Origin of the sequence: Asticcacaulis excentricus, assembly GCF_003966695.1 — a bacterium.
GTDB classification, from domain to species: domain Bacteria; phylum Pseudomonadota; class Alphaproteobacteria; order Caulobacterales; family Caulobacteraceae; genus Asticcacaulis; species Asticcacaulis excentricus_A.
In genome coordinates, this window is sequence record NZ_AP018827.1 from 2,304,618 (window position 1) to 2,323,760 (window position 19,143).

Annotated in this window: 19 protein-coding genes; 15 read left to right on the forward strand and 4 right to left on the reverse strand. The window is 60.6% G+C overall.

All coding sequences use genetic code 11. The annotated features are described in order from the left end of the window. Nucleotides 1–8 precede the first annotated feature (8 nt). From EM6_RS10600 to EM6_RS10645, 10 genes are all read left to right on the forward strand, one after another. Nucleotides 9–290, forward strand: coding sequence for a DUF1153 domain-containing protein (locus EM6_RS10600; protein ID WP_013478113.1), 282 nt, complete (start codon nt 9–11; stop codon nt 288–290). 322 nt (nt 291–612) lie between these two features. Further along, entirely contained in the window at nt 613–2,298 is a 1,686-nt protein-coding gene (gene fliF / locus EM6_RS10605; RefSeq protein WP_126422620.1) for a flagellar basal-body MS-ring/collar protein FliF, read from the forward strand. Between the two features lie 10 nt (nt 2,299–2,308). Beyond that, complete coding sequence (gene fliG / locus EM6_RS10610; RefSeq protein ID WP_126422622.1) at nt 2,309–3,328, forward strand: flagellar motor switch protein FliG; 1,020 nt, start codon at nt 2,309–2,311, stop codon at nt 3,326–3,328. Between the two features lie 108 nt (nt 3,329–3,436). After that, nucleotides 3,437–4,102 carry a flagellar assembly protein FliH gene (locus EM6_RS10615; protein ID WP_126422624.1) on the forward strand — a complete coding sequence of 222 codons (666 nt, stop codon included), beginning with the start codon at nt 3,437–3,439 and terminating at the stop codon, nt 4,100–4,102. 2 nt (nt 4,103–4,104) lie between these two features. Continuing rightward, nucleotides 4,105–4,437 carry a flagellar motor switch protein FliN gene (gene fliN / locus EM6_RS10620; protein ID WP_013478118.1) on the forward strand — a complete coding sequence of 111 codons (333 nt, stop codon included), beginning with the start codon at nt 4,105–4,107 and terminating at the stop codon, nt 4,435–4,437. 11 nt (nt 4,438–4,448) lie between these two features. Then, nucleotides 4,449–5,819, forward strand: a complete 1,371-nt coding sequence (locus EM6_RS10625; RefSeq protein WP_126422626.1) for a sigma-54-dependent transcriptional regulator — start codon at nt 4,449–4,451, stop codon at nt 5,817–5,819. Further along, nucleotides 5,820–6,191, forward strand: a complete 372-nt coding sequence (locus tag EM6_RS10630) for a diacylglycerol kinase family protein (protein WP_126422628.1) — start codon at nt 5,820–5,822, stop codon at nt 6,189–6,191. A gap of 182 nt (nt 6,192–6,373) precedes the next feature. Further along, the gene (gene flhA / locus EM6_RS10635) at nt 6,374–8,476 is read left to right on the forward strand and encodes a flagellar biosynthesis protein FlhA (protein ID WP_126422630.1); all 2,103 of its coding nucleotides are present in this window, start codon (nt 6,374–6,376) and stop codon (nt 8,474–8,476) included. Between the two features lies 1 nt (nt 8,477). Further along, on the forward strand, nt 8,478–8,975 hold the full coding sequence (locus EM6_RS10640; protein ID WP_126422632.1) for a DUF4262 domain-containing protein: 498 nt from the start codon (nt 8,478–8,480) through the stop codon (nt 8,973–8,975). Nucleotides 8,976–9,078: 103 nt separating this feature from the next. Beyond that, nucleotides 9,079–9,549, forward strand: a complete 471-nt coding sequence (locus tag EM6_RS10645; protein ID WP_126422634.1) for a DUF4282 domain-containing protein — start codon at nt 9,079–9,081, stop codon at nt 9,547–9,549. A gap of 1 nt (nt 9,550) precedes the next feature. Here EM6_RS10645 and EM6_RS10650 read toward each other — a convergent pair whose 3' ends face one another. From EM6_RS10650 to EM6_RS10665, 4 genes are all read right to left on the reverse strand, one after another. Further along, nucleotides 9,551–10,627, reverse strand: coding sequence for an endo-1,4-beta-xylanase (locus EM6_RS10650; protein WP_232037050.1), 1,077 nt, complete (start codon nt 10,625–10,627; stop codon nt 9,551–9,553). A 19-nt stretch (nt 10,628–10,646) separates the two neighbouring features. Beyond that, nucleotides 10,647–11,060 carry a flagellar export protein FliJ gene (locus tag EM6_RS10655; RefSeq protein WP_126422636.1) on the reverse strand — a complete coding sequence of 138 codons (414 nt, stop codon included), beginning with the start codon at nt 11,058–11,060 and terminating at the stop codon, nt 10,647–10,649. Between the two features lie 12 nt (nt 11,061–11,072). Then, a complete protein-coding gene (gene fliI, locus EM6_RS10660; protein ID WP_126422638.1) occupies nt 11,073–12,404 on the reverse strand; it encodes a flagellar protein export ATPase FliI in 1,332 nt (443 codons plus the stop codon). A 253-nt stretch (nt 12,405–12,657) separates the two neighbouring features. Beyond that, nucleotides 12,658–12,993, reverse strand: coding sequence for a type II toxin-antitoxin system PemK/MazF family toxin (locus EM6_RS10665; RefSeq protein ID WP_331876033.1), 336 nt, complete (start codon nt 12,991–12,993; stop codon nt 12,658–12,660). 208 nt (nt 12,994–13,201) lie between these two features. On the opposite strand from EM6_RS10665, the gene EM6_RS10670 reads away from it, so the two are divergent. The 5 genes from EM6_RS10670 (at nt 13,202) to EM6_RS10690 (ending at nt 19,131) form a co-directional block, all read left to right on the forward strand. Further along, nucleotides 13,202–15,154 (forward strand): DUF2075 domain-containing protein, encoded by a 1,953-nt coding sequence (locus EM6_RS10670; RefSeq protein ID WP_126422642.1) that lies wholly within the window; start codon nt 13,202–13,204, stop codon nt 15,152–15,154. A gap of 48 nt (nt 15,155–15,202) precedes the next feature. Then, entirely contained in the window at nt 15,203–15,445 is a 243-nt protein-coding gene (locus tag EM6_RS10675; RefSeq protein WP_172961195.1) for a type II toxin-antitoxin system ParD family antitoxin, read from the forward strand. Further along, on the forward strand, nt 15,432–15,713 hold the full coding sequence (locus EM6_RS10680) for a type II toxin-antitoxin system RelE/ParE family toxin (RefSeq protein ID WP_126422646.1): 282 nt from the start codon (nt 15,432–15,434) through the stop codon (nt 15,711–15,713). Before EM6_RS10675 ends, EM6_RS10680 begins: the two co-directional genes overlap by 14 nt. After that, nucleotides 15,713–17,131, forward strand: a complete 1,419-nt coding sequence (locus EM6_RS10685) for a glycoside hydrolase family 28 protein (protein ID WP_126422648.1) — start codon at nt 15,713–15,715, stop codon at nt 17,129–17,131. Before EM6_RS10680 ends, EM6_RS10685 begins: the two co-directional genes overlap by 1 nt. A gap of 161 nt (nt 17,132–17,292) precedes the next feature. Next, nucleotides 17,293–19,131: an autotransporter domain-containing protein gene (locus EM6_RS10690; RefSeq protein ID WP_126422651.1), complete on the forward strand. Its 1,839-nt coding sequence runs from the start codon at nt 17,293–17,295 to the stop codon at nt 19,129–19,131. Nucleotides 19,132–19,143 lie beyond the last annotated feature (12 nt).

The window sequence follows — 19,143 nt, forward strand, 5'->3', positions numbered from 1 at the left end:
GAAGAATCATGCTGCAAGAACAACGCCGCGATAGCAAAGGCGAAAAATACGTGATTGGACCAACCGGTGCCAAATTAACCCTGAACGACCTGCCGCCGCCGGGAACGGAGCGTTGGGTTATTCGGCGCAAGGCCGAAGTCGTGGCCGCTGTGCGCGGGGGCTTGCTGACCTTCGAAGAGGCCTGCGAACGCTATGGCATTACCTCCGAGGAATTCCTCGGCTGGCAAAAGGCGATCGACAGCCACGGTATGGCGGGCTTGCGCACCACGCGCATCCAGCAGTACCGTTAAGGATACAGGGACCCGGTGAAAGCCGGGTCTTCCTGCCTCACGACCTGGATCATCATGATTTCTGTTAGAAACATAATGATCCAGATTTTTGTTTAGCCCCTCGCCGGGTGCGGGCTCCGCCACCTTGGCCGCCGCCTCAATCGCGGCTTGAGCGGAATGTTTCCATTTGAAGTCATTCCGCTCTGGCTTTAGGCCGGTCGTTGTTAAGAATTTATCCGTTTACCCGATCCCTTAACGGCTCGTTTACGCTTCACTGGGAAATTACTGCCTAGTGACCCGCAAACGGGTCCGTAGTTGTGTCTGATGGCAGGGTATCGGGGTCGTGGATTTCCTTAAACAGTTTGGGCTTAGCCGTCTGGCCGTCATTATCGGCGTGTCTATCGGTGTGGCTGCCGTGCTGGCGGCGATTGCGCTGAACATGACGGGCAAGCCGCAAGCGCTGCTCTATTCCAATCTGGATCTCAAAGAAGCCTCTGAAATCACCGCTGCGCTCGATCAGGCGGGGATCAAGTATCAGGCCAAGGGCGACGGTTCGACCCTGATGGTGGACCGCGACACGGTGGGGGAAACCCGCCTGATGCTGGCGTCCAAGGGGCTGCCGACCGCCGGTTCCGTCGGCTATGAGCTGTTCGACAAGGCCCCGGCGCTGGGCCAGACCGAGTTTGTGCAGAACCTCAACAACCAGCGCGCCCTCGAGGGCGAACTGGCGCGCACCATCGCCTCGTTGAAGGGCATCAATTCGGCGCGCGTGCACCTCGTCATGCCCAAGCGCGAACTGTTTCAGGAAGAGGCGGCAGCCCCCACGGCCTCGGTCGTGGTAGGGCTGAGCAATACCGAACTGAGCGGTGATCAGGTGCGCGCCATCCGCAATCTGGTCGCCGGTGCGGTGCCGAACCTCAAGGCCAATGCGGTGACGCTGGTCGATGACAAGAATCGTCTGCTGGCGGCCGGTGGCGAAGATGACAACCTGCTGGGGGCCGGAGGGGCCGAGCGCAAGACCGAGATCGAGGAAACCCTGCGCAAGCGGGTGAAGGATATTGTCGAAGGCGTGGTCGGCCCCGGCGCGGCGCGCGTGACGGTGACGGCCGACCTCGACCTCAACTCGCTGACGCGCGAACAAACGCAGTATGACCCTGACGGTCAGGTGGTGCGCTCAACCCGCACGGACACTTCGACTGATTCGTCTACCGACAACGCCAATAACGGCACGGTGACGGCGCAGGCCAATATCCCCGGCGGCGCGCCGGCCCCCGGACAGGGCGCGACGGGTAATCAGAGCGAGACGACCGGCGAACTGACCAACTACGAAATCTCCAACACCAAGACGACCGAAATCATCGCGCCGGGCGCCATCAAGAAGCTGGCCGTGGCGGTGGTGGTCGATGGCACCTGGACTCCGGCCGCCGATGGCAAGTCGCCCCCGACCTATGCCCCGCGCTCGGCGCAGGACATGCAACAGATCGAGGAACTGGTGCGTGCCGCCATCGGCTATACGGATCAGACCGCGACCAACCCCAATGGCCGCAAGGATGAGCTTAAGGTCACCAATATCCGCTTTGCGCGCGACGCGGCGGGTCTGGGCGGCACCGCGGCTTCGGCCGGCATGTTTGATTTCACCAAGGACGATATCGTGACGGCTATTCAGTGGCTGATCCTGTTGGTGGTGGCGCTGCTGGTGCTGTTCTTCGTCGCCCGTCCGCTGCTGAAATTCGTCAATAACGGCGCGGTGGCTGGGCCGGGCGGTGTGCCGGCGCTGGCCGGTGCCGGTGGCCCGGTTCAGATGGTGATGGGGGCCGATGGGGTGCCGGTCGCCGTGCCCGCCGGGGCGCTGGATTATCAGGGCGCGCCGGGCACTGGACTGGCACTTTCGCCGGTCGATAGCCGCATCGACATCGCCAAGATCGAGGGCCAGGTGAAGGCCTCATCGGTCAAGCGCGTATCGGAATTCGTGGAGCGGCACCCGGAGGAATCGATCTCGATTCTGCGGTCGTGGCTGCACGACAGTTAAGGCGTAACCTATGGCGAAGAACATCATAGACGACCCCAAACGACTGAACGGCGTGGAAAAGGCCGCCGTGGTCATGCTGGCGCTCGGCGAAGAGCATACCGAGTTGTGGCGTCAGCTCGACGAGGAAGAGATCAAGGAAATCTCTCAGGCCATGTCGTCGCTCGGCACGGTGTCTTCGAACGTGGTCGAGGAACTGCTGGTCGAATTCGTCGCAGGCCTGTCGAATTCCGGCACCATCATGGGGTCTTACGAACAGACCCAGCGCCTGCTGCAATCCTTCCTGCCGGCTGACAAGGTCGATGCCCTGATGGAGGAAATCCGCGGTCCGGCCGGTCGCACCATGTGGGACAAGCTGGGCAACGTCAATGAAGCGGTGCTCGCCAACTATCTGAAGAATGAATACCCGCAGACGGTCGCCGTCGTCCTGTCCAAGATCAAGTCCGACCACGCGGCGCGCGTCCTGTCGGCCCTGCCCGAAGACTTTGCGCTGGAATGCGTGCAACGGATGCTGCGCATGGAGCCGGTGCAGCGCGAAATCCTCGACAAGATTGAACAGACCCTGCGCGTTGAGTTCATGTCGAACCTGGCGCGCACCTCCAAGCGCGACTCGCACGAACTGATGGCCGAAATCTTCAACAATTTCGACCGTCAGACCGAAAGCCGCTTCGTCGCCGCGCTGGAAGAACGTAACCGCGAGTCGGCGGAACGTATCCGTGCTTTGATGTTCGTGTTCGAAGACCTGTCGAAGCTCGATCCCGGCGGCGTGCAGACGCTGCTGCGGGCGGTGGAAAAGGATCAACTGGGGCTGGCGCTCAAGGGGGCGTCGGACAGTTTACGCAACCTCTTCTTCTCCAACATGTCCGAACGCGCCGCCAAGATCATGCGCGACGACATGAACTCGATGGGACCGGTGCGCCTGAAAGACGTCGATTCCGCTCAGATGGCCATGGTGCAGGTCGCCAAGGACCTCGCGGCCAAGGGCGAAATCATGCTGGCCGGTCAGGGAGGCGATGATGAGCTTATTTATTAAAGCGCATCCCAAAAAGTGGACACCGGTTTTTGGATCTGGATGCGCGCCGCAATCCATCAGCGCCGACAGGGCGCAGGCGCGCCCCAGCGACTCACAGGGGGCCTTCGCATGACCCACACCCCGCCCCGATACAAAAAATTCGACTTCGGCACCGTCTATGGCGACGGCGGGCATGTGCTGGCCAGCACGCCGAAGGAGAAGAAATTCTTCACCCCCGACGAGGTCGAGGCCATTCGTCAGCAGGCCTATACTCAGGGCGAGCTGTCGGCCATGGCGCGGGCTCAGGCGGCGCAGGCGCAGGCCGTGCAGGCTCTGGCCGAAGCCGCCGGGCACGGGCTGGAGGCGCTTAATGCCGTGCTGATGAGCCACAAGGCCGAATGCGTGGAGTTGGCGCTGGTCTGCGCGCAAAAGATCGCCGCTCAGGCGCTGGAGCTGTTCCCCGAAGCGCCGGTCAAGGCGGCGCTGGAGGCGCTGAGCGAAGAAATTTCCGGCGCGCCGCGCCTGACCATCACGGCCTCATCGCCGGACGCCAATCTGCAAAAGGCCGCGCGCGAAGCCGCCGCCCTGACCGGTTTTCAGGGGGCGATTCAGTTCCGCGAAGCCGGTGGTCGCCACGTCGGGGCGTTTGAGATTCAGTGGCCCGAAGGGCGCGCCGCCTATGATCCGGACCGCATCACCGAAGCGCTGCGCGCCGCGCTCAAGGAAGTCTTGCTGGCCGAAATGGCCCACAGTCAACACCCGGCCCATACGCCGGCAACCCGAGAGGCATCATAGCCATGTCTGAGAATTTCCAACTGGAAGAGTTCGGCGAAGGTCAGGCCATGGTGCCCGGCGGCGACGACGAAGGCACCAAGGCGGCGGCCGATCTTGCGCCCGTCTTCGATGTGCCGGTCAACATCTCCGCCGTTCTGGGCAAGGCCTATATGTCGGTGTCGCAGCTTCTCAAGCTGGGGCAGGGCAGCGTGCTGGAGCTGGACCGCAAGGTCGGTGAAGCCATTGATATTTACGTGAACAACCGCCTGGTCGCGCGTGGCGAAGTGGTGGTGGTGGATGAACGTCTGGGCGTGACCATGACGGAAATCATCAAGTCTGAAGATTCGGCCGGGTAAGGAGTAGGGATATGAGACTGCTGGTTGTTGGACGCCTGAGCGGGCAACTCTCCGCCGCCGTGAAGATGGCTATGGATGCCGGGGCCAAGGTGGCACACGTCGAAACCGTGACCCAGGCCACGGACGCCCTGCGTAAGGGGCAGGGCGCGGACCTCCTCATGGTCGATTACGAGCTGGATATCGGCGCGCTGATCGAAGCCAATGAGCGCGAACGCATCCACGTTCAGGTCGTCGCGTGCGGCGTCAATCCCGACCCGCGCAAGGCGGCGCAGGCCATTACCGCCGGGGCCAAGGAATTCATCCCCCTGCCGCCCGATGCCGAGCTGATCGCCGCCGTGCTGGCCGCCGTCGCCGACGATTCGCGCCCGATGATCTCGCACGATCCGGCCATGCAGGCGGTGATCAAGCTGGCCGATCAGGTGTCGGCGTCGGACGCCTCGATCATGATTACCGGCGAAAGCGGCGTCGGTAAGGAGGTCATGGCGCGCTACGTCCATGAAAAATCGAAGCGCGCGCAAAAGCCGTTTATCTCGGTCAACTGCGCCGCCATTCCGGACAACCTGCTGGAGTCCGAACTGTTCGGCCACGAAAAAGGGGCTTTCACTGGCGCCATGGCGCGCCGCATCGGCAAGTTTGAAGAGGCCGATGGTGGCACCCTGCTGCTCGACGAAATCTCGGAAATGGACGCCCGCCTTCAGGCCAAGCTGCTGCGCGCCCTGCAAGAGCGCGTCATCGACCGCGTCGGCGGGGCCAAGCCCGTGCCGGTCAATATCCGCGTGCTGGCGACCTCGAACCGCAATCTGGCGCAGGCGGTCAAGGAGGGCACCTTCCGCGAAGACCTGCTCTATCGCCTCAATGTCATCAATCTGGCCATCCCGCCGCTGCGCGAACGCCCGGCCGATATCGTGGTGCTGTCGGAATTCTTCGTGAAGAAATATTCCGAAGCCAATGGCATCCCGCTCAAGCCCATCGGTCTGGAGGCCAAGCGCCGGCTTCAGGCGCACGGCTGGCCCGGCAATGTGCGTGAGCTGGAAAACGCCATGCACCGTGCGGTGCTGCTGTCGGCGGGGGCGGAAATCGACGCGGAGGCCATCCGTCTGCCGGACGGTCAGCCGCTCAATCCGGTGGCCCCGATCGGCATGGACTACATCAACCGCGCCGCTCAGGCAGCCGAAAGCGCCGCGCGCTCTTTCGTTGGCTCTACCGTGGCGGAGGTCGAGCAGAAGCTGATCCTCGATACGCTGAGCCACTGCCTCGGCAACCGTACCCACGCGGCCAATATCCTCGGCATCTCGATCCGCACCCTGCGCAACAAGCTGAACGAATACGCGGCTCAGGGCTTAAGCATCCCGGCCCCGCAATCGGGCGCTTCGGCGGCGTAAATGTCGGTCTTCAGCCTGTCCGGACGTATCAAAAGCTTTGTGTACGCCTTTGCCGGTATAGGTTTCATGCTGCGTACCCAGCATAATGCCTGGCTTCATGCCGTGGCCTCCGTAGGGGTTGTGGGTGTTGGATTGTGGCTAAGGGTAACACCAGCCGACTGGCGCTGGCTGATTGTAGCCATGGCTATGGTCTGGGTGGCGGAGACCTTTAATACCGCGGTCGAACATGTCTGCGATGTGGTGTCGCCCGGCTATTCCGAGAGCGTAAAACGCGCGAAGGATATAGCCGCAGGGGCGGTTCTTCTGTGTGCCTTTGCCGCGGTTCTGATCGGCGGTTTCACCTTGTGGCCCTATCTCAGGTCGATAGGGTAAGAAGTGGCCACTCCTGCCTGATCCGGGTGCAGGGGCCGTGCCCCTGCCCGCCGGAGGCTCTTTAAAAGCCTACTCACTAATCGGCCTTAACTCTTTCTTCACCACGGCATAGGTAATTTTTGCCTAATGCCAGGAGTTTATCTTCTGCGCGAAGGTACAGGCTTTTGTTTCGGGGACAGTGAGTGGCGGACGCGGCAACAGCCAATACAGGGGTTCAGCCCTTCAAGCTGTCTGAGGTCGCGGGCTGGTTGAAGCGCGGTGAAGTCGTGATGGCCGTCGGCATCATGATGATCATCGTCTTCCTGATCATCCCCATCCCGGCCATCCTCCTCGATCTTTTGCTGTCCATCTCGATTGCCACCTCGGTGCTGATCCTGATGACGGCCATCCTGATCAAGAAGCCGCTGGAATTTTCCGCCTTCCCGACGGTACTGCTGATCACCACCCTGTTCCGACTGGCGCTGAACGTCGCTTCGACGCGCCTGATCCTCAGCCACGGCCACGAAGGTCACGCCGCCGCCGGTGCGACCATTCAGGCCTTTGGCCAGTTGATCATGCAGGGCAACTTCATCATCGGGCTGATCGTCTTTGCGATCTTCATCCTGATCAACTTCGTGGTCATCACCAAGGGGTCGGGCCGCATCGCCGAAGTGTCGGCGCGCTTCACCCTCGACTCGATGCCGGGCAAGCAGATGGCCATTGATGCCGACCTGTCGGCGGGCATCATCGACATGGAAGAGGCCAAGCGCAAGCGCAAGGAAGTCGAGATGGAATCGAACTTCTTCGGCGCCATGGACGGTGCCTCGAAGTTCGTGCGCGGCGACGCGATTGCCGGTCTGATCATCACCGGCATCAATATTGTCGGTGGTATCCTGATCGGCATTCTGTCGCACGGTATGCCAGCGGGTGAAGCGGCTTCGACCTATATCCAGCTCACCGTCGGCGACGGTCTGGTGACTCAGATCCCGGCCCTGATCATCTCGATGGGCGCGGGCTTTCTGGTGTCGAAGTCGGGCGTCGATGGCTCGGCCGACAAGGCGCTGGTGACGCAGTTGGCCATGAACCCGGTCGTGCTCGGCATGGTGTCGGCCACGGCGGGCGTGCTGGGCCTTGTCCCCGGTATGCCGATCATTCCCTTTGCCGCCATTGCCATCGGGGCGGGCTTTCTGGCGTGGAAGCTGGGGCGCAAGCCCAAGGAAGACCCCGCCGCGGCGGCCGCCGCACTTGAGGCCGCCCCTGCTGCCCCGACCGAAGAAACCATGGCTGAAACGCTCGCGATCGACGATGTGAAGGTCGAGCTGGGGCTGGGGCTTCTGGGCCTGATCAATGACAATGACGGGCGCAAGCTGACCGATCAGATCAAGGCGCTGCGCCGCACTCTGGCGCAGGAATACGGCTTCGTCATGCCGTTTGTGCGCCTGATGGACAATATGCGCCTGCCGACACAGGGCTATGCCATCCGCCTCAAGGAGATGGAGGCCGGGGCCGGTGAGGTGCGTCTGGGGCAACTGATGGTGATGGACCCGTCCGGGCGTCAGGTCGAACTGCCGGGAGAGCATATGAAGGAGCCGGCCTTCGGGATTCCCGCTACCTGGATCGACAATGCCCTGCGCGAAGAAGCGACCTTTATGGGCTATACGATTGTCGATCCGGCCACCGTCCTGACCACGCACCTGACCGAAATCCTCAAGGACAATATGTCGGAGCTTCTGTCCTATTCGGAGGTGGCGAAGCTGCTGAAAGACGCGCCGGAGGGCCAGAAGAAGCTGATCGACGACCTGATCCCGTCGGTGGTGACGGTGGCGACGCTGCAACGGGTGTTGCAGGCGTTGTTGAAAGAGCGCGTTTCGATCCGCGACCTGCCCGCCATCCTCGAAGCGCTGGGCGAAGTGGCCCCGCACACCAAGTCGGTGACCCAGATGGTCGAGCATGTGCGTTCGCGTCTGGGGCGGCAACTGTGCTGGCAAAACCGCGCCGAAGATGGGGCCCTGCCCATTGTTACCCTGTCGAACGACTGGGAAAACGCCTTTGCCGGATCGCTGATCGGGGTGGGGGAGGAGCGGCAGTTGTCGATGGCCCCGTCGCAGCTTCAGGAATTTATCCGCGCGGTGCGCGATACGTTCGAGCAGGTGTCGATGTCGGGCGAGGTGGCGGTGCTGCTGACCAGCCCCGGAATCCGCCCCTATGTGCGCTCGATCGTCGAGCGCTTCCGCGGCAATACCACCGTCATGAGCCAGAACGAAATCCATCCGAAGGTCCGCCTGCGGACGGTGGGACAGGTGTAGTATGACGAATGCACTCGATAGGGACGATAAGGATTTCAGCGATTACGAGCGTAAGATCGTTCGTTGCGTGCGGGAATATGGCTGGTTCGCGACAAGTGTGTTAGCGGACCAGGAAGGTCCGGATTTCACCTATTCTATTGGGTTTGAAGCCACTGTTTCGCAGCCTGAAATCATCATGTTCTCTATCAAGCATGGGCATGATTTTCTTGGCGATATCTACAGCCTTATGAAGAACGGAAAAACCTTTGAACCCGGCATCAGGGTTCCCGAAATTTTGCGAAATCTCGATGTTGTTTTCCTTCCGGTTGATAAGCGCTTTTATTCTGAATACCCCCTATCTGCCCGTTGGTTTTACGGACATGAGAATTTTGCACTTTGGCAAATGGTATGGCCTGATCATAGCGGGTTTTTCCCGTGGCAGGACGGCTTCGCCCCTGAGTTCGCGGAGTCTCAGCCTGACCTGAGTTCTGGCAATTGGGGTGGCTTGAAAGCGGAATAGTTTGGCTCTTATGCCGTTAGCGATTCTCCGCTATCACTTGACAGAAGAGGCCGTTTTCCGGTTTTAGAACCAAAAAACGCACCAGCGTTTCAAAGGAACCAATATGGGCGTGATCAAAAAAGCCTTCGGCAGCACGAAGCCGAAAGACATTGTCGTCGATCTGATGACCTTTGACCGCCTGCTGACCAAGCCGGTCATCCATATCATCTACTGGGCCGGTCTGGCGCTGGTGGCGCTGGGGCTGTTTGCCGTGGTGGGCGGCACCGTCGGTATTGCCATGCGCGAAGAAATGCCGTGGGGGATTTTTCTGGCCGTGCCGTTCCTGATCGGTGGGCTGCTGTTCCTCGTGGCAGCGCTGCTGCTGTGGCGGTCCTTCTGTGAATTTTACGTCGCCATTTTCCGCATTGCCGATGATCTGCGGGCCCTGCGCGCGGTGACCGAAGGCGCGAAGCCGGTGGTGGCCGAACCCGCCGCCAATCCGGTATTCACCGCTCCGGTCGAGGCCCCGGCCGCCGAAACGGTCGAAGGCGATGTGCTGGAAAACCCGTTCTTCGTCGCCAAGAAGGCGGACTGAGTTACAACGCCTTGACGAAGGCCTGACCGACGGGTTTGAGCTGCCCCGCATCATCGAACAACAGCGGCTCGTCGGCGATCAGCCCCCTGTCCTTGCGGTTATACCACGAGTCCTTGTCGCGCAGGCCCCAGATGGTCAGGCCGAACTGCTGCGCCGAAGGCAGGGCCGCATAGGCTTCGGCGGCCTCTTCATAAAGGGCACGTTGGGCATCGCGGTAATCTTTGAAATCGAGCGCGTTTTTCGCGGCCTCTTTCAGGCTGATGTCGAGTTCCGACAGATGGATTTTCAGCCCCGTCGCCGCCAGATCACGCAGGGTCTCACGGATCGCGCCTCTGGGGAGATCAGCGGCGATATGGGTCTGCGTACCCAGCACATGCAGAGGCACGCCGCGCTTCAGCATCCCCTCGACCAGAGAGAGGAAGCGTTTGCGCTTGGCCGGGTAGTATTCGAGGTTGTAGTCGTTGAGGATCAGCGGGCAGGCCGGGTCGGCCTCATGCGCGGCCTGATAGGCCATGTCGATATAGGCGTCGCCCAAAACCTCGCGCCACAGGCAGTCGCGCAGGTCCGACCCGTCGTCGAGAATGGGTTCATTGACCACGTCCCAGCCATCGACATGGCCTTTGTAGTGGGTCATCACGTCGCGGATATAGGCGCGATAGGCGACTTCGAACGCCGGGCGGTTGCCTTTCAGCCTCTGGAAAGAGTCGCCGTCCTGCGCGTACCAGATCAGGGTGTGCCCCAGAACGGACTGACCATAGTTGCGGGCCTGCTGCACGATGCGGTCGGGCGCGTCGAAGCGCAGGCTGCCGTCGGGCTGGAGGATATATTCCATCTTCATTTCCCATTCCGGCGTGAGGCGGTCGAAATGGGTGGCGATCATGGCGGCCCATTGCGGGTCGCCCATCTGCGCGGTCATGGCGCAGACGCCGAGCGGAAAAGGCGCGTGCGATTTTAGAGGCGCGATGGCACCGGTGGCCGCTTCGCCGCGCCCGCAGGCGCTGAGCAGGGCGGCGCCCATACCGGCCCCCAATGCGGCCAGAGCCGTGCGGCGGGGGAAATCTTGGGGTTTTGTCGTCACCTGTCCCCCCGCGATAGTTTTAGCCGGCGAAGCGCAGACGCAGGGCGGCTTCGTCCATAGCCGCACTTTCGCGCTTCAGTTCAGCCGCTACCTTCGACAGACGGGTCGTTTCGGCGACGTGCTCAAACTTCTTCAGTTCTTCAAAGGCCCCATTCAGCGAATCGCGAATACCGGCCTCTTCGTGCGCGATCAGCTCCAGTTCCGAGACGCACTGTTCGCGGCGCTGGGCCCAGCCCTTTTTATAGGCGGTCAGGTCGAAATTGAAGGCGGGTTCCTGCGCGGCGCGGGCGATTTCAAGCGCCAGTTCGGCATCGAGTGTCGAAATCTTCATTTCGACGTGGGTGCGGCGGGTGGCGACCTCGGCCAGACGTTTCTGTAACGTCTCCACCTCGAAAGTCGAAATACGGATCAGAGACTTTACCCACGAGGCCATCACGCTACTCCCTTATTGAGAGCTGAGAATCTGGCCCAAAAGGGTAAAGGAGTCGTCAAGACTTGTGGCCTCATCGGGGCTTTGCGACAGAAATTGTTCGATGCTGGGGTTGAGCTGAATCGCCCGATCGACCAGCGGATCGGCCCCCGTGCGATAGGCCCCGATGCGGATCAGTTCTTCCATATTGGTATAGGCTGACATGACGGCGCGGGCATTGCGCACCACCTCCCGTTCGGGGAGGGTCTGACAGCCTGGCATGGTGCGGCTGATGCTTTTCAGCACGTCGATGGCCGGGAAGCGGCCGCGTTCGGCAATCGAACGGCTCATCACGATGTGGCCGTCCAGAATACCGCGCACAGCGTCGGCAATCGGCTCATTGTGGTCATCGCCATCGACCAGCACGGTGAACAGCCCGGTGATCGGGCCGGTTTGCGTACCGTCGGGCAGCATCGGACCGGGACCGGCGCGCTCAAGTAGCTTGGGCAACTCAGCAAAACAGGTGGGGGTGTAGCCCTTGGTCGTTGGCGGTTCACCCGTGGCCAGACCGATCTCACGCTGGGCCATGGCAAAGCGCGTCACCGAGTCCATCAGGCACAGGACCTCAAGCCCCTGATCGCGCAGAAACTCCGACAGGGCCAGCGTCATATAGGCCGCCTGCCGCCGTTTCAGGGCGGGTTCGTCCGAGGTGGCGACGACGACTATGGCGCGCGCAATGCCGGCCTCGCCAAGCGTTTCTTCGACGAATTCGCGCACTTCGCGGCCGCGTTCCCCGATCAGCCCGACCACCACCGCGTCACAGGCCGCTTCGCGCGCCAGCATGGACAAAAGCACCGACTTGCCGACGCCGGAACCGGCAAACACCCCCAGGCGCTGACCGCGGCAGCAGGTGGTAAAGACGTTCATCGCCCGCACGCCGAGGTCGAGGCGCTCCCCCACACGGGCGCGCGAATGGGCGGGCGGCGGCGCGGCCTTCAGCGGGTAACCGATGCCGCCCTTGGGCAATGGCCCCAGCCCGTCGATGGGCTCACCGAAGGCGTCAATAATCCGCCCCAGCCAGGCCGTCGAAGGATAGACCTTGGCCCCTTCGTTCGAAATGCGGATTTCGGCACCGGGGGCGACGCCTTCGACCGGGCCAAAAGGCATCATCAGGGCGCGGTCTTCGCGGAAACCGACCACTTCGACAGGCAGGGGGGCATCGTGGCGGCGCATGATCTCACAGCGCGAGCCCACCTCCATGAACGACATGCCGCCCTTGGCTTCGATCAGCAAACCATTGACCACGGCCACACGGCCATAGACCTGCATCGGGTCGATATTGCGAGCGGTATGGAGAAGGTCCTGCATGGCCGTAAGTATGGTGAACGGGGCCTTAAGAAAGGTTAACGTTTAGACCTTACTGAGCCAACGTAACGCCAAAAAAACTTACCCCTTGCAAGCAGGCTTGCAAGGGGTGGACGATCTAACTTACGGAATGGCTACCGTTGACATGCGACATTTAGCGACTTTGTCAGGATTTGTCAATTTAAAAGTGAAAGTCACGGCCTCATCAAGCTTTGGTGCAAGCACCCAATAGCGTCACTCGGCGAGGGGCGATATGTTATAAATTTGACACCAATGTGCTCATTGCAAGTGCGTGGAGAACCACTTTTCTAACTTCTTTTAGATCTTCAGGAGAAATCTTTACAGTCTCTCTACGCCCAGCGACATAGGGGCGATCCAAGCGTTGATTGCTTACCGTTGTGATAAGGTCACCCTTTACCCAATTATCATCCCTTGGGTCGAGGAAAGGGTATGTGCCGGCTGCAATCTTGTGATGAATTTTTGTAGGCGTTTTTGGCGCAACGGTAGATAGCGGAACAACTGTGGTCAGTTCTGTAGTGGAATTTATCACAATAACCTGACGCTGTTTATAGATTTCCGGTTTTACGGCCAATGGCCCCTTCATTATGCCAGGTGCTATAATTTGGTCTGGGTTAGGACCAAATTCGCACATTAATACTTGGCCAGGTGACGGGCGTATCCCTTGTGGCAAAGGCATTGTTTCCCCCAATTTGCCAACTCGTTTGTGTATTATAGAAACAAAATACAAGCTTATTGCAAGTGGGAGTGTGGACTTATAAATTATTTAGAGGGGGAAACAGATGCACGCCTATTATACCGCCGACCGGGAGAAATTCTTCAGCAACTCTGATGATCAGATTCTCGGTGAACTGGCGCGCGCCAATACCTTTGCGCTCGATCTGGAACAGAAGGGCGCGTGGCTTCAGCAGATACGCATCCTGCGCAATGCGCTGACGGCGATTGACGTCTTCACCCTCTATTTCGAGTTCACCATCCCGCGCATGGGCAAACGCGCCGATGCGGTGGTGGTCATTGGCGACTGCATTTTCATCATCGAATTCAAGGTCGGCAGCGAAGGCTTTGACCGCCACGCCATCGAGCAGGTCGAAGACTATGCGCTTGATCTGAAAAACTTTCATGCGGGCAGTCATCATCTGTCGATCGTACCCATTCTGGTGGCGACGCGGGCCAAGACGTCGCCAATGTCGCAGCCGGAACTGGCGCTTGATCAGGTCTCTAAACCGCTGCTGTCCAATGTCATCGACCTTGGTGACATTCTCCGACACTCGGCGGCGCAGCACCGTCACCGGCAACTGGATGTGGCCCAATGGGCCTCCAGTGGTTATCGCCCGACACCGACCATTATCGAAGCGGCGCGGGCGCTTTATGCCCGGCACGATGTCAGGGATATCGCGCGCTCAGATGTCGACGCCATCAACCTCAGCCGCACGCAGGATTTTATTGCCGCGGTGATTGAGGACGCCAAGTCGCACCAGCGCAAAACGGTCTGCTTCGTCACCGGCGTGCCCGGAGCGGGTAAGACCCTGGCAGGACTTAATATCGCCACTCAGCGCAGCGAATCTCATGCCGACGAACACGCGACCTTTCTGTCAGGGAACGGGCCTTTGGTCGATGTGTTGCGTGAGGCGCTGGCGCGCGATCAGAGTGCGCGCACCGGGCGTTCCAAAAAGCATGTCGAACGCGATGTCCGCGCCTTTATCCAGAACATTCACCATTTCCGCGACGACTATGCGGGCAGTGCGACCATCCCCAGCGAACACGTGGTGGTGTTTGATGAGGCGCAGCGGGCCTGGACCCGCGCTCAGGCCTCAAAATTCATGCAGGCCAAACGCGGCATGGCCGATTTCGACATGTCCGAGCCGGAATTTCTGCTCAGCGTGATGGACCGTCATCCCGACTGGTGCACGGTGGTGTGCCTGATCGGCGGCGGGCAGGAGATCAATACGGGCGAGGCCGGCTTGTCCGAATGGATGGCGGCCATCCGGGCGCGCTTCCCACACTGGCGGGTCTATGCCTCGGCGCAGATTGTGCAGCCGGACTATGATCTGAACCACGATGCGCGCCACTTTATCCAGCAGGATCAGGTGACGCTGAGCGATGACCTGCACTTGGGCGTGTCGATGCGCTCTTTCCGCGCGGAAACTTTATCCGGCTTTGTTGCGCATCTGTTGAACGGTGAAGCCGAGGCCGCCCGTACCGCCTTTGCACAACTGACGGCCTATCCCATTGTCATCACCCGTGATCTGAATGCCGCGCGCCGCTGGTTACGCTGCAAAGCCCGCGGCACAGAACGCTATGGTCTGGTGGCCTCCTCAGGCGCCTACCGTCTTAAGCCCGAAGGCCTGCACGTGAAGGCCAGTATCGAGCCAGCCAACTGGTTTTTGAATGATCGCGAGGATGTGCGCTCGTCCTGGTATCTGGAGGACGTGGCAACCGAGTTCGACGTGCAGGGGCTGGAACTGGATTGGGTGGGTGTTTGCTGGGATGCCGATTATCGTTACTCAGACGACGGCTGGCAGCACCACAAATTCGCCGGGACCAAATGGCGCCATGTGAACGATGCGTTTGCGCAGCTTTATCTGAAGAACGCCTATCGCGTTATTCTCACCCGTGCGCGGCAAGGTATGGTCATTTTCGTACCAAAGGGCGATGCCGATGATCCGACCCGTCCGCCAGGCTTTTACGACGCCACCTATGCGTTTTTGAAAGCCTGTGGATTGCAGAATTTGTGATCTAATATTATCTATTGGTCTCAGCAAACGGAGGTCATGATGTCGTCGATGAGCGTGTCCCTTTCGGAAACCATGCGCGGTTTTATTAAATCGCGGGTGAGCAGTGGCGACTATCATAATGAGAGCGAATATATCCGCGATCTGGTGCGGCGTGATCAGGAGCGCTTGTCTCAGGAACTGCGTCTCACCAAACTTCTGGAAGAGGCCGAACAAAGTGGCCTGAGTGACAAATCGTTGCCGGACATCATGCAGGCGGTCAAACAAAAGCTGAAGGCCGATGGCCGTCTATAGATTATCGGCGGCCGCAGAGCGCAAGCTGGCTGAAATCTATGCCTATTCTCTGCTTAATTTCGGAGAGGCACAGGCCGATGACTACTTTTATGGCCTGCACACCGTGTTCGATCTCCTGGCGCAGAACCCGCAGATGGGGCGGTCTTTTCGTCAGTATCGACGCCATGAGCACGGCTCGCACACAGTCTTTTATGCACAGACGGATTACGGTGTCCTGATCGTGCAAATCTTTCACCATAACGAAGACATAGACAGCAGGCTGGATTGATGACGTGGGATGTGCGGGCGTTCGGTGCCACGGGCACGGGGGAGGCGCTGGATACCTCTGCCATTCAGACGGCGATTGAGGCGGCGGCGGTAGATGGCGGTGTGGTGCGGTTTCCGGCCGGGCGGTATCTCAGTTTTTCGCTCCATCTCAAATCGGGTGTGACCCTGCATCTGGATAAGGGCGCGGTACTGATCGCGGCTGATCCGGCGCGACACGGCGGGCGATACGATCTGCCCGAAGACAACCCTTTTGACCTCTATCAGGATTTTGGCCATTCGCACTGGCGCAACAGCCTGATCTCGGCCGAAGGGGCGGAGGGCATCGCCATCACCGGCGAAGGCACGATCGACGGTGAAGGCCTGACCCGAGAAGGGCCGGGCTCTCAGTGGCAAAAGCAGGCCGGCGAATTTCCCCTGTCCATGCGCGGCCTGTCGGCCGAGGTCATGGCCGAACTGGCCCCCGAAGTGTCGGCCATGCAGGGGCTGGGCAACAAGGCCATTGCGCTGAAAAACTGCCGGCAGGTGACGCTGAAAGACTTCACCATAAAGAACGGCGGGCACTTTGCCCTGCTGGCTACCGGAGTCGAGGATATGGAGATCGAGGGCTTAAGCCTTGATACCAACCGCGATGGGCTGGATATCGACGCCTGCCGTCGCGTGACCATCCGTCGTTGCCGCGTCAACACGCCCAATGATGACGCCATTGTGCTGAAATCGAGCTTTGCCTTGGGCGCGGCGCGGGCCTGTGAGGACGTCACCATCGAAGACTGCACCGTGTCGGGTTATGATCTGGGGACTATGCTCGACGGCACCTATGGCCGCACGCAGGACCGCGCCCCGGATCAGGACCGCGTTACCGGGCGCATCAAGATCGGCACCGAATCCAATGGCGATTTCCGCCGCATCCGCATCCGCAACTGCCGCTTTGAGCGCTCGCGCGGGCTGGCGTTGGAGACGGTTGATGGGGGTATCATCGAGGACGTGGTGTGCGAAGACCTCAGCCTGTCTGAGATCACCACGGCGCCGATCTTCCTGCGTGTGGGCGCGCGCTTGCGCGGGCCGGAAGGCACTAGGGTCGGCGGCATCCGTAACGTGACCATCCGCAACCTGACGGCCACCGACATCCTGCCCGACTATTGCGCCCTGATCATGGGCCTGCCCGAAAGTCCCATTCAGAATGTGACGCTGCAAAACGTCGCCCTGACCTATCGCGGCGGTTTGAGCCCGACGGTGGTTGCGCCTTTTGTTGATGATCTGCCGAGCGCCTATCCGGAGCCGTCCATGTTTGGGGTAACGCCCGCCTGGGGCCTGTGGGCGCGGCACGTTGACGGGCTTGAGCTAACGGGTCTGGAGATGGCGACGCAAACCCCGGACGCACGACCACAGACCCTGTATCACGCCGTTTCGCTTAAGCGATAATTTTTCGCATGTGCGAAATTATACAAAAAATTCAGTGTGTTAATTTTGTGACGATTGTCGCCAAAACGTCATAAATTGACGGTGGGTCACACTTGTCATTCCCGCCAAACGGGCATTCCCTCCTGTGCATAACATAAACTCCGTACAGGGCGGACCCTCACATGAAACGCACCAGCCTTATCGCGCTGACCTCCCTCCTTGCCTTGTCGGCGGGGGCGGCCTCGGCCCAGACCTATGATCGCGTCATTAGCTTTGGTGACTCGCTGAGCGATTCTGGCAATCTCTATGCCGTAACGGGCGGGACACAGCCGCCGGCGCCGTATAATCGCCGCTTCACCAATGATAAGGTGTGGGTCGAATATCTGGTCGGCACGATGAACGGCTATACGACCACGGGCGCGCTGACCGGCAATGTCAACTTCGCCTTTGGCGGGGCGCGCACCGATACGCAGGCCAACCCGCCGGGCACCGCGGTGCAGCTTCAGGCCTATCAGGCGCGCGGCGGCACCTTTGGGGCGCGCGACGTAGTGACGATGTGGGCGGGGGCCAATAACCTGTTTCAGGGCCTGCCGGTCGCGGCGACCAACCCCTCGACGGCGACGGGCGTGATGGGCAGCATTGCCACTTCGGCGGCTGGCGATATCGCGTCTCAGGTCAATACGATCGCCGGGGCCGGTGCGGGCACGGTGCTGGTGCTGAACCTGCCGGACCTCAACAATACGCCGCAGTTCAAAGGCACCGCGGCGCAGGATCTGGCCGGGTTCTCCAGTTCGTCCTTCAATTCAGCGCTGAACACGGCGGTGAAGACCGTCGCCGCCAACCGTCCCACCACCAATATTGTGCAGGTGGACATCAATACGGCGTTCAAGCTGATTATCGCCAATCCGTCGGCCTTTGGGCTGAGCGATGTGACCTCAAGCTGCGTGGCGACCACGGCCTGCGTCACCAGCGGGGCTTCGGTGCAGAATAATTACCTGTTCTGGGACGGGGTGCACCCGACCGCCGCCGGGCATAAGCTGGTGGCGGCTGTGGCGACGCAATACCTCTATACGCCGACCCTGTCCGAGGGGGTGAGCCTGTTTGCCGATGTGTCCTATGCGGCACGGCGTAACGCCATGCTGGGCTTCAATCAGCGTCTCTATGAAGGTCAAAAGGGCGTCTTCGTCGAAGTGATCGGCGATCAGGCGCAATCGGACCGCACGGTGAACCTGCAATCGGCCCCCGGTGCGACGGCGGTGGGTTTGAAAACCAAGGCCTATGATTACGACCTGACGGGGCTGCGCTTCGGCACGGTGTTCGGGCACGGCGAAGCCACTACCTTTGGCGCGGGCGTCACCCTGCTGAAAGGTGACGCCACGGGCTATCTTTTGAGCGCCAAGCCGACGGTGATCAGCTTCGATGCCGGGGCCAAATGGGATAAGGGCCCGCACTTTGTCACCTTCGGTCTGGGCATGGGTTATGAGGAGTTTGAGGACTATCGCCGTCAGACGACGCTGGCCGCCGTCACCATCCAGCAGGAAAAGGTGCAGGGGTGGTCGGCCTCAGCGCAGGTCGAAACCGGCTGGCGGCATGACATAGGCACGCTGTCCCTGACGCCGGTGGCGCGCCTGTCGTGGGTCAGCGGCCATATGCGCGGCTTTGACGAAAACTACACCGTCGGGGCCGTCAGCTTTGACGGGCGCAAGGTGTCGGCGCTGTCCGGGGCGCTGGAACTGCGGGCGCAGGCGCGCCTGAGCGACAAGACGCGCCTGACGGGTTCGCTGGGCTATGAAGACGTGCTGAGTGGTGAGACGGACCCGCTGAAAGGTCAGTTGATCAACAACACCGCCCTGCCGTTCAACCGAGAGATGGACAAACGTCCCACGGAAGGTGTCATCGCCGGGGTCGGCCTGACGACCGAGGTGATGGGTTTTGGCGTCACGGCGCGCTATGCGGGAAGCTTCGGCAAGGACGATCACAAGACCCAGTCGGCCCTGATCACCCTGACCAAGGCCTTCTGATACCAACGGCCG

Coding starts and splice junctions, on each gene's coding strand:
- EM6_RS10600 (WP_013478113.1), top strand. CDS start 9: ATGCTGCAAGAACAACGCCGCGATAGCAAAGGCGAAAAATACGTGATT.
- fliG (WP_126422622.1), top strand. CDS start 2,309: ATGGCGAAGAACATCATAGACGACCCCAAACGACTGAACGGCGTGGAA.
- EM6_RS10615 (WP_126422624.1), top strand. CDS start 3,437: ATGACCCACACCCCGCCCCGATACAAAAAATTCGACTTCGGCACCGTC.
- fliN (WP_013478118.1), top strand. CDS start 4,105: ATGTCTGAGAATTTCCAACTGGAAGAGTTCGGCGAAGGTCAGGCCATG.
- EM6_RS10625 (WP_126422626.1), top strand. CDS start 4,449: ATGAGACTGCTGGTTGTTGGACGCCTGAGCGGGCAACTCTCCGCCGCC.
- EM6_RS10630 (WP_126422628.1), top strand. CDS start 5,820: ATGTCGGTCTTCAGCCTGTCCGGACGTATCAAAAGCTTTGTGTACGCC.
- EM6_RS10640 (WP_126422632.1), top strand. CDS start 8,478: ATGACGAATGCACTCGATAGGGACGATAAGGATTTCAGCGATTACGAG.
- EM6_RS10645 (WP_126422634.1), top strand. CDS start 9,079: ATGGGCGTGATCAAAAAAGCCTTCGGCAGCACGAAGCCGAAAGACATT.
- EM6_RS10655 (WP_126422636.1), bottom strand. CDS start 11,060: ATGGCCTCGTGGGTAAAGTCTCTGATCCGTATTTCGACTTTCGAGGTG.
- fliI (WP_126422638.1), bottom strand. CDS start 12,404: ATGCAGGACCTTCTCCATACCGCTCGCAATATCGACCCGATGCAGGTC.
- EM6_RS10670 (WP_126422642.1), top strand. CDS start 13,202: ATGCACGCCTATTATACCGCCGACCGGGAGAAATTCTTCAGCAACTCT.
- EM6_RS10675 (WP_172961195.1), top strand. CDS start 15,203: ATGAGCGTGTCCCTTTCGGAAACCATGCGCGGTTTTATTAAATCGCGG.
- EM6_RS10680 (WP_126422646.1), top strand. CDS start 15,432: ATGGCCGTCTATAGATTATCGGCGGCCGCAGAGCGCAAGCTGGCTGAA.
- EM6_RS10685 (WP_126422648.1), top strand. CDS start 15,713: ATGACGTGGGATGTGCGGGCGTTCGGTGCCACGGGCACGGGGGAGGCG.
- EM6_RS10690 (WP_126422651.1), top strand. CDS start 17,293: ATGAAACGCACCAGCCTTATCGCGCTGACCTCCCTCCTTGCCTTGTCG.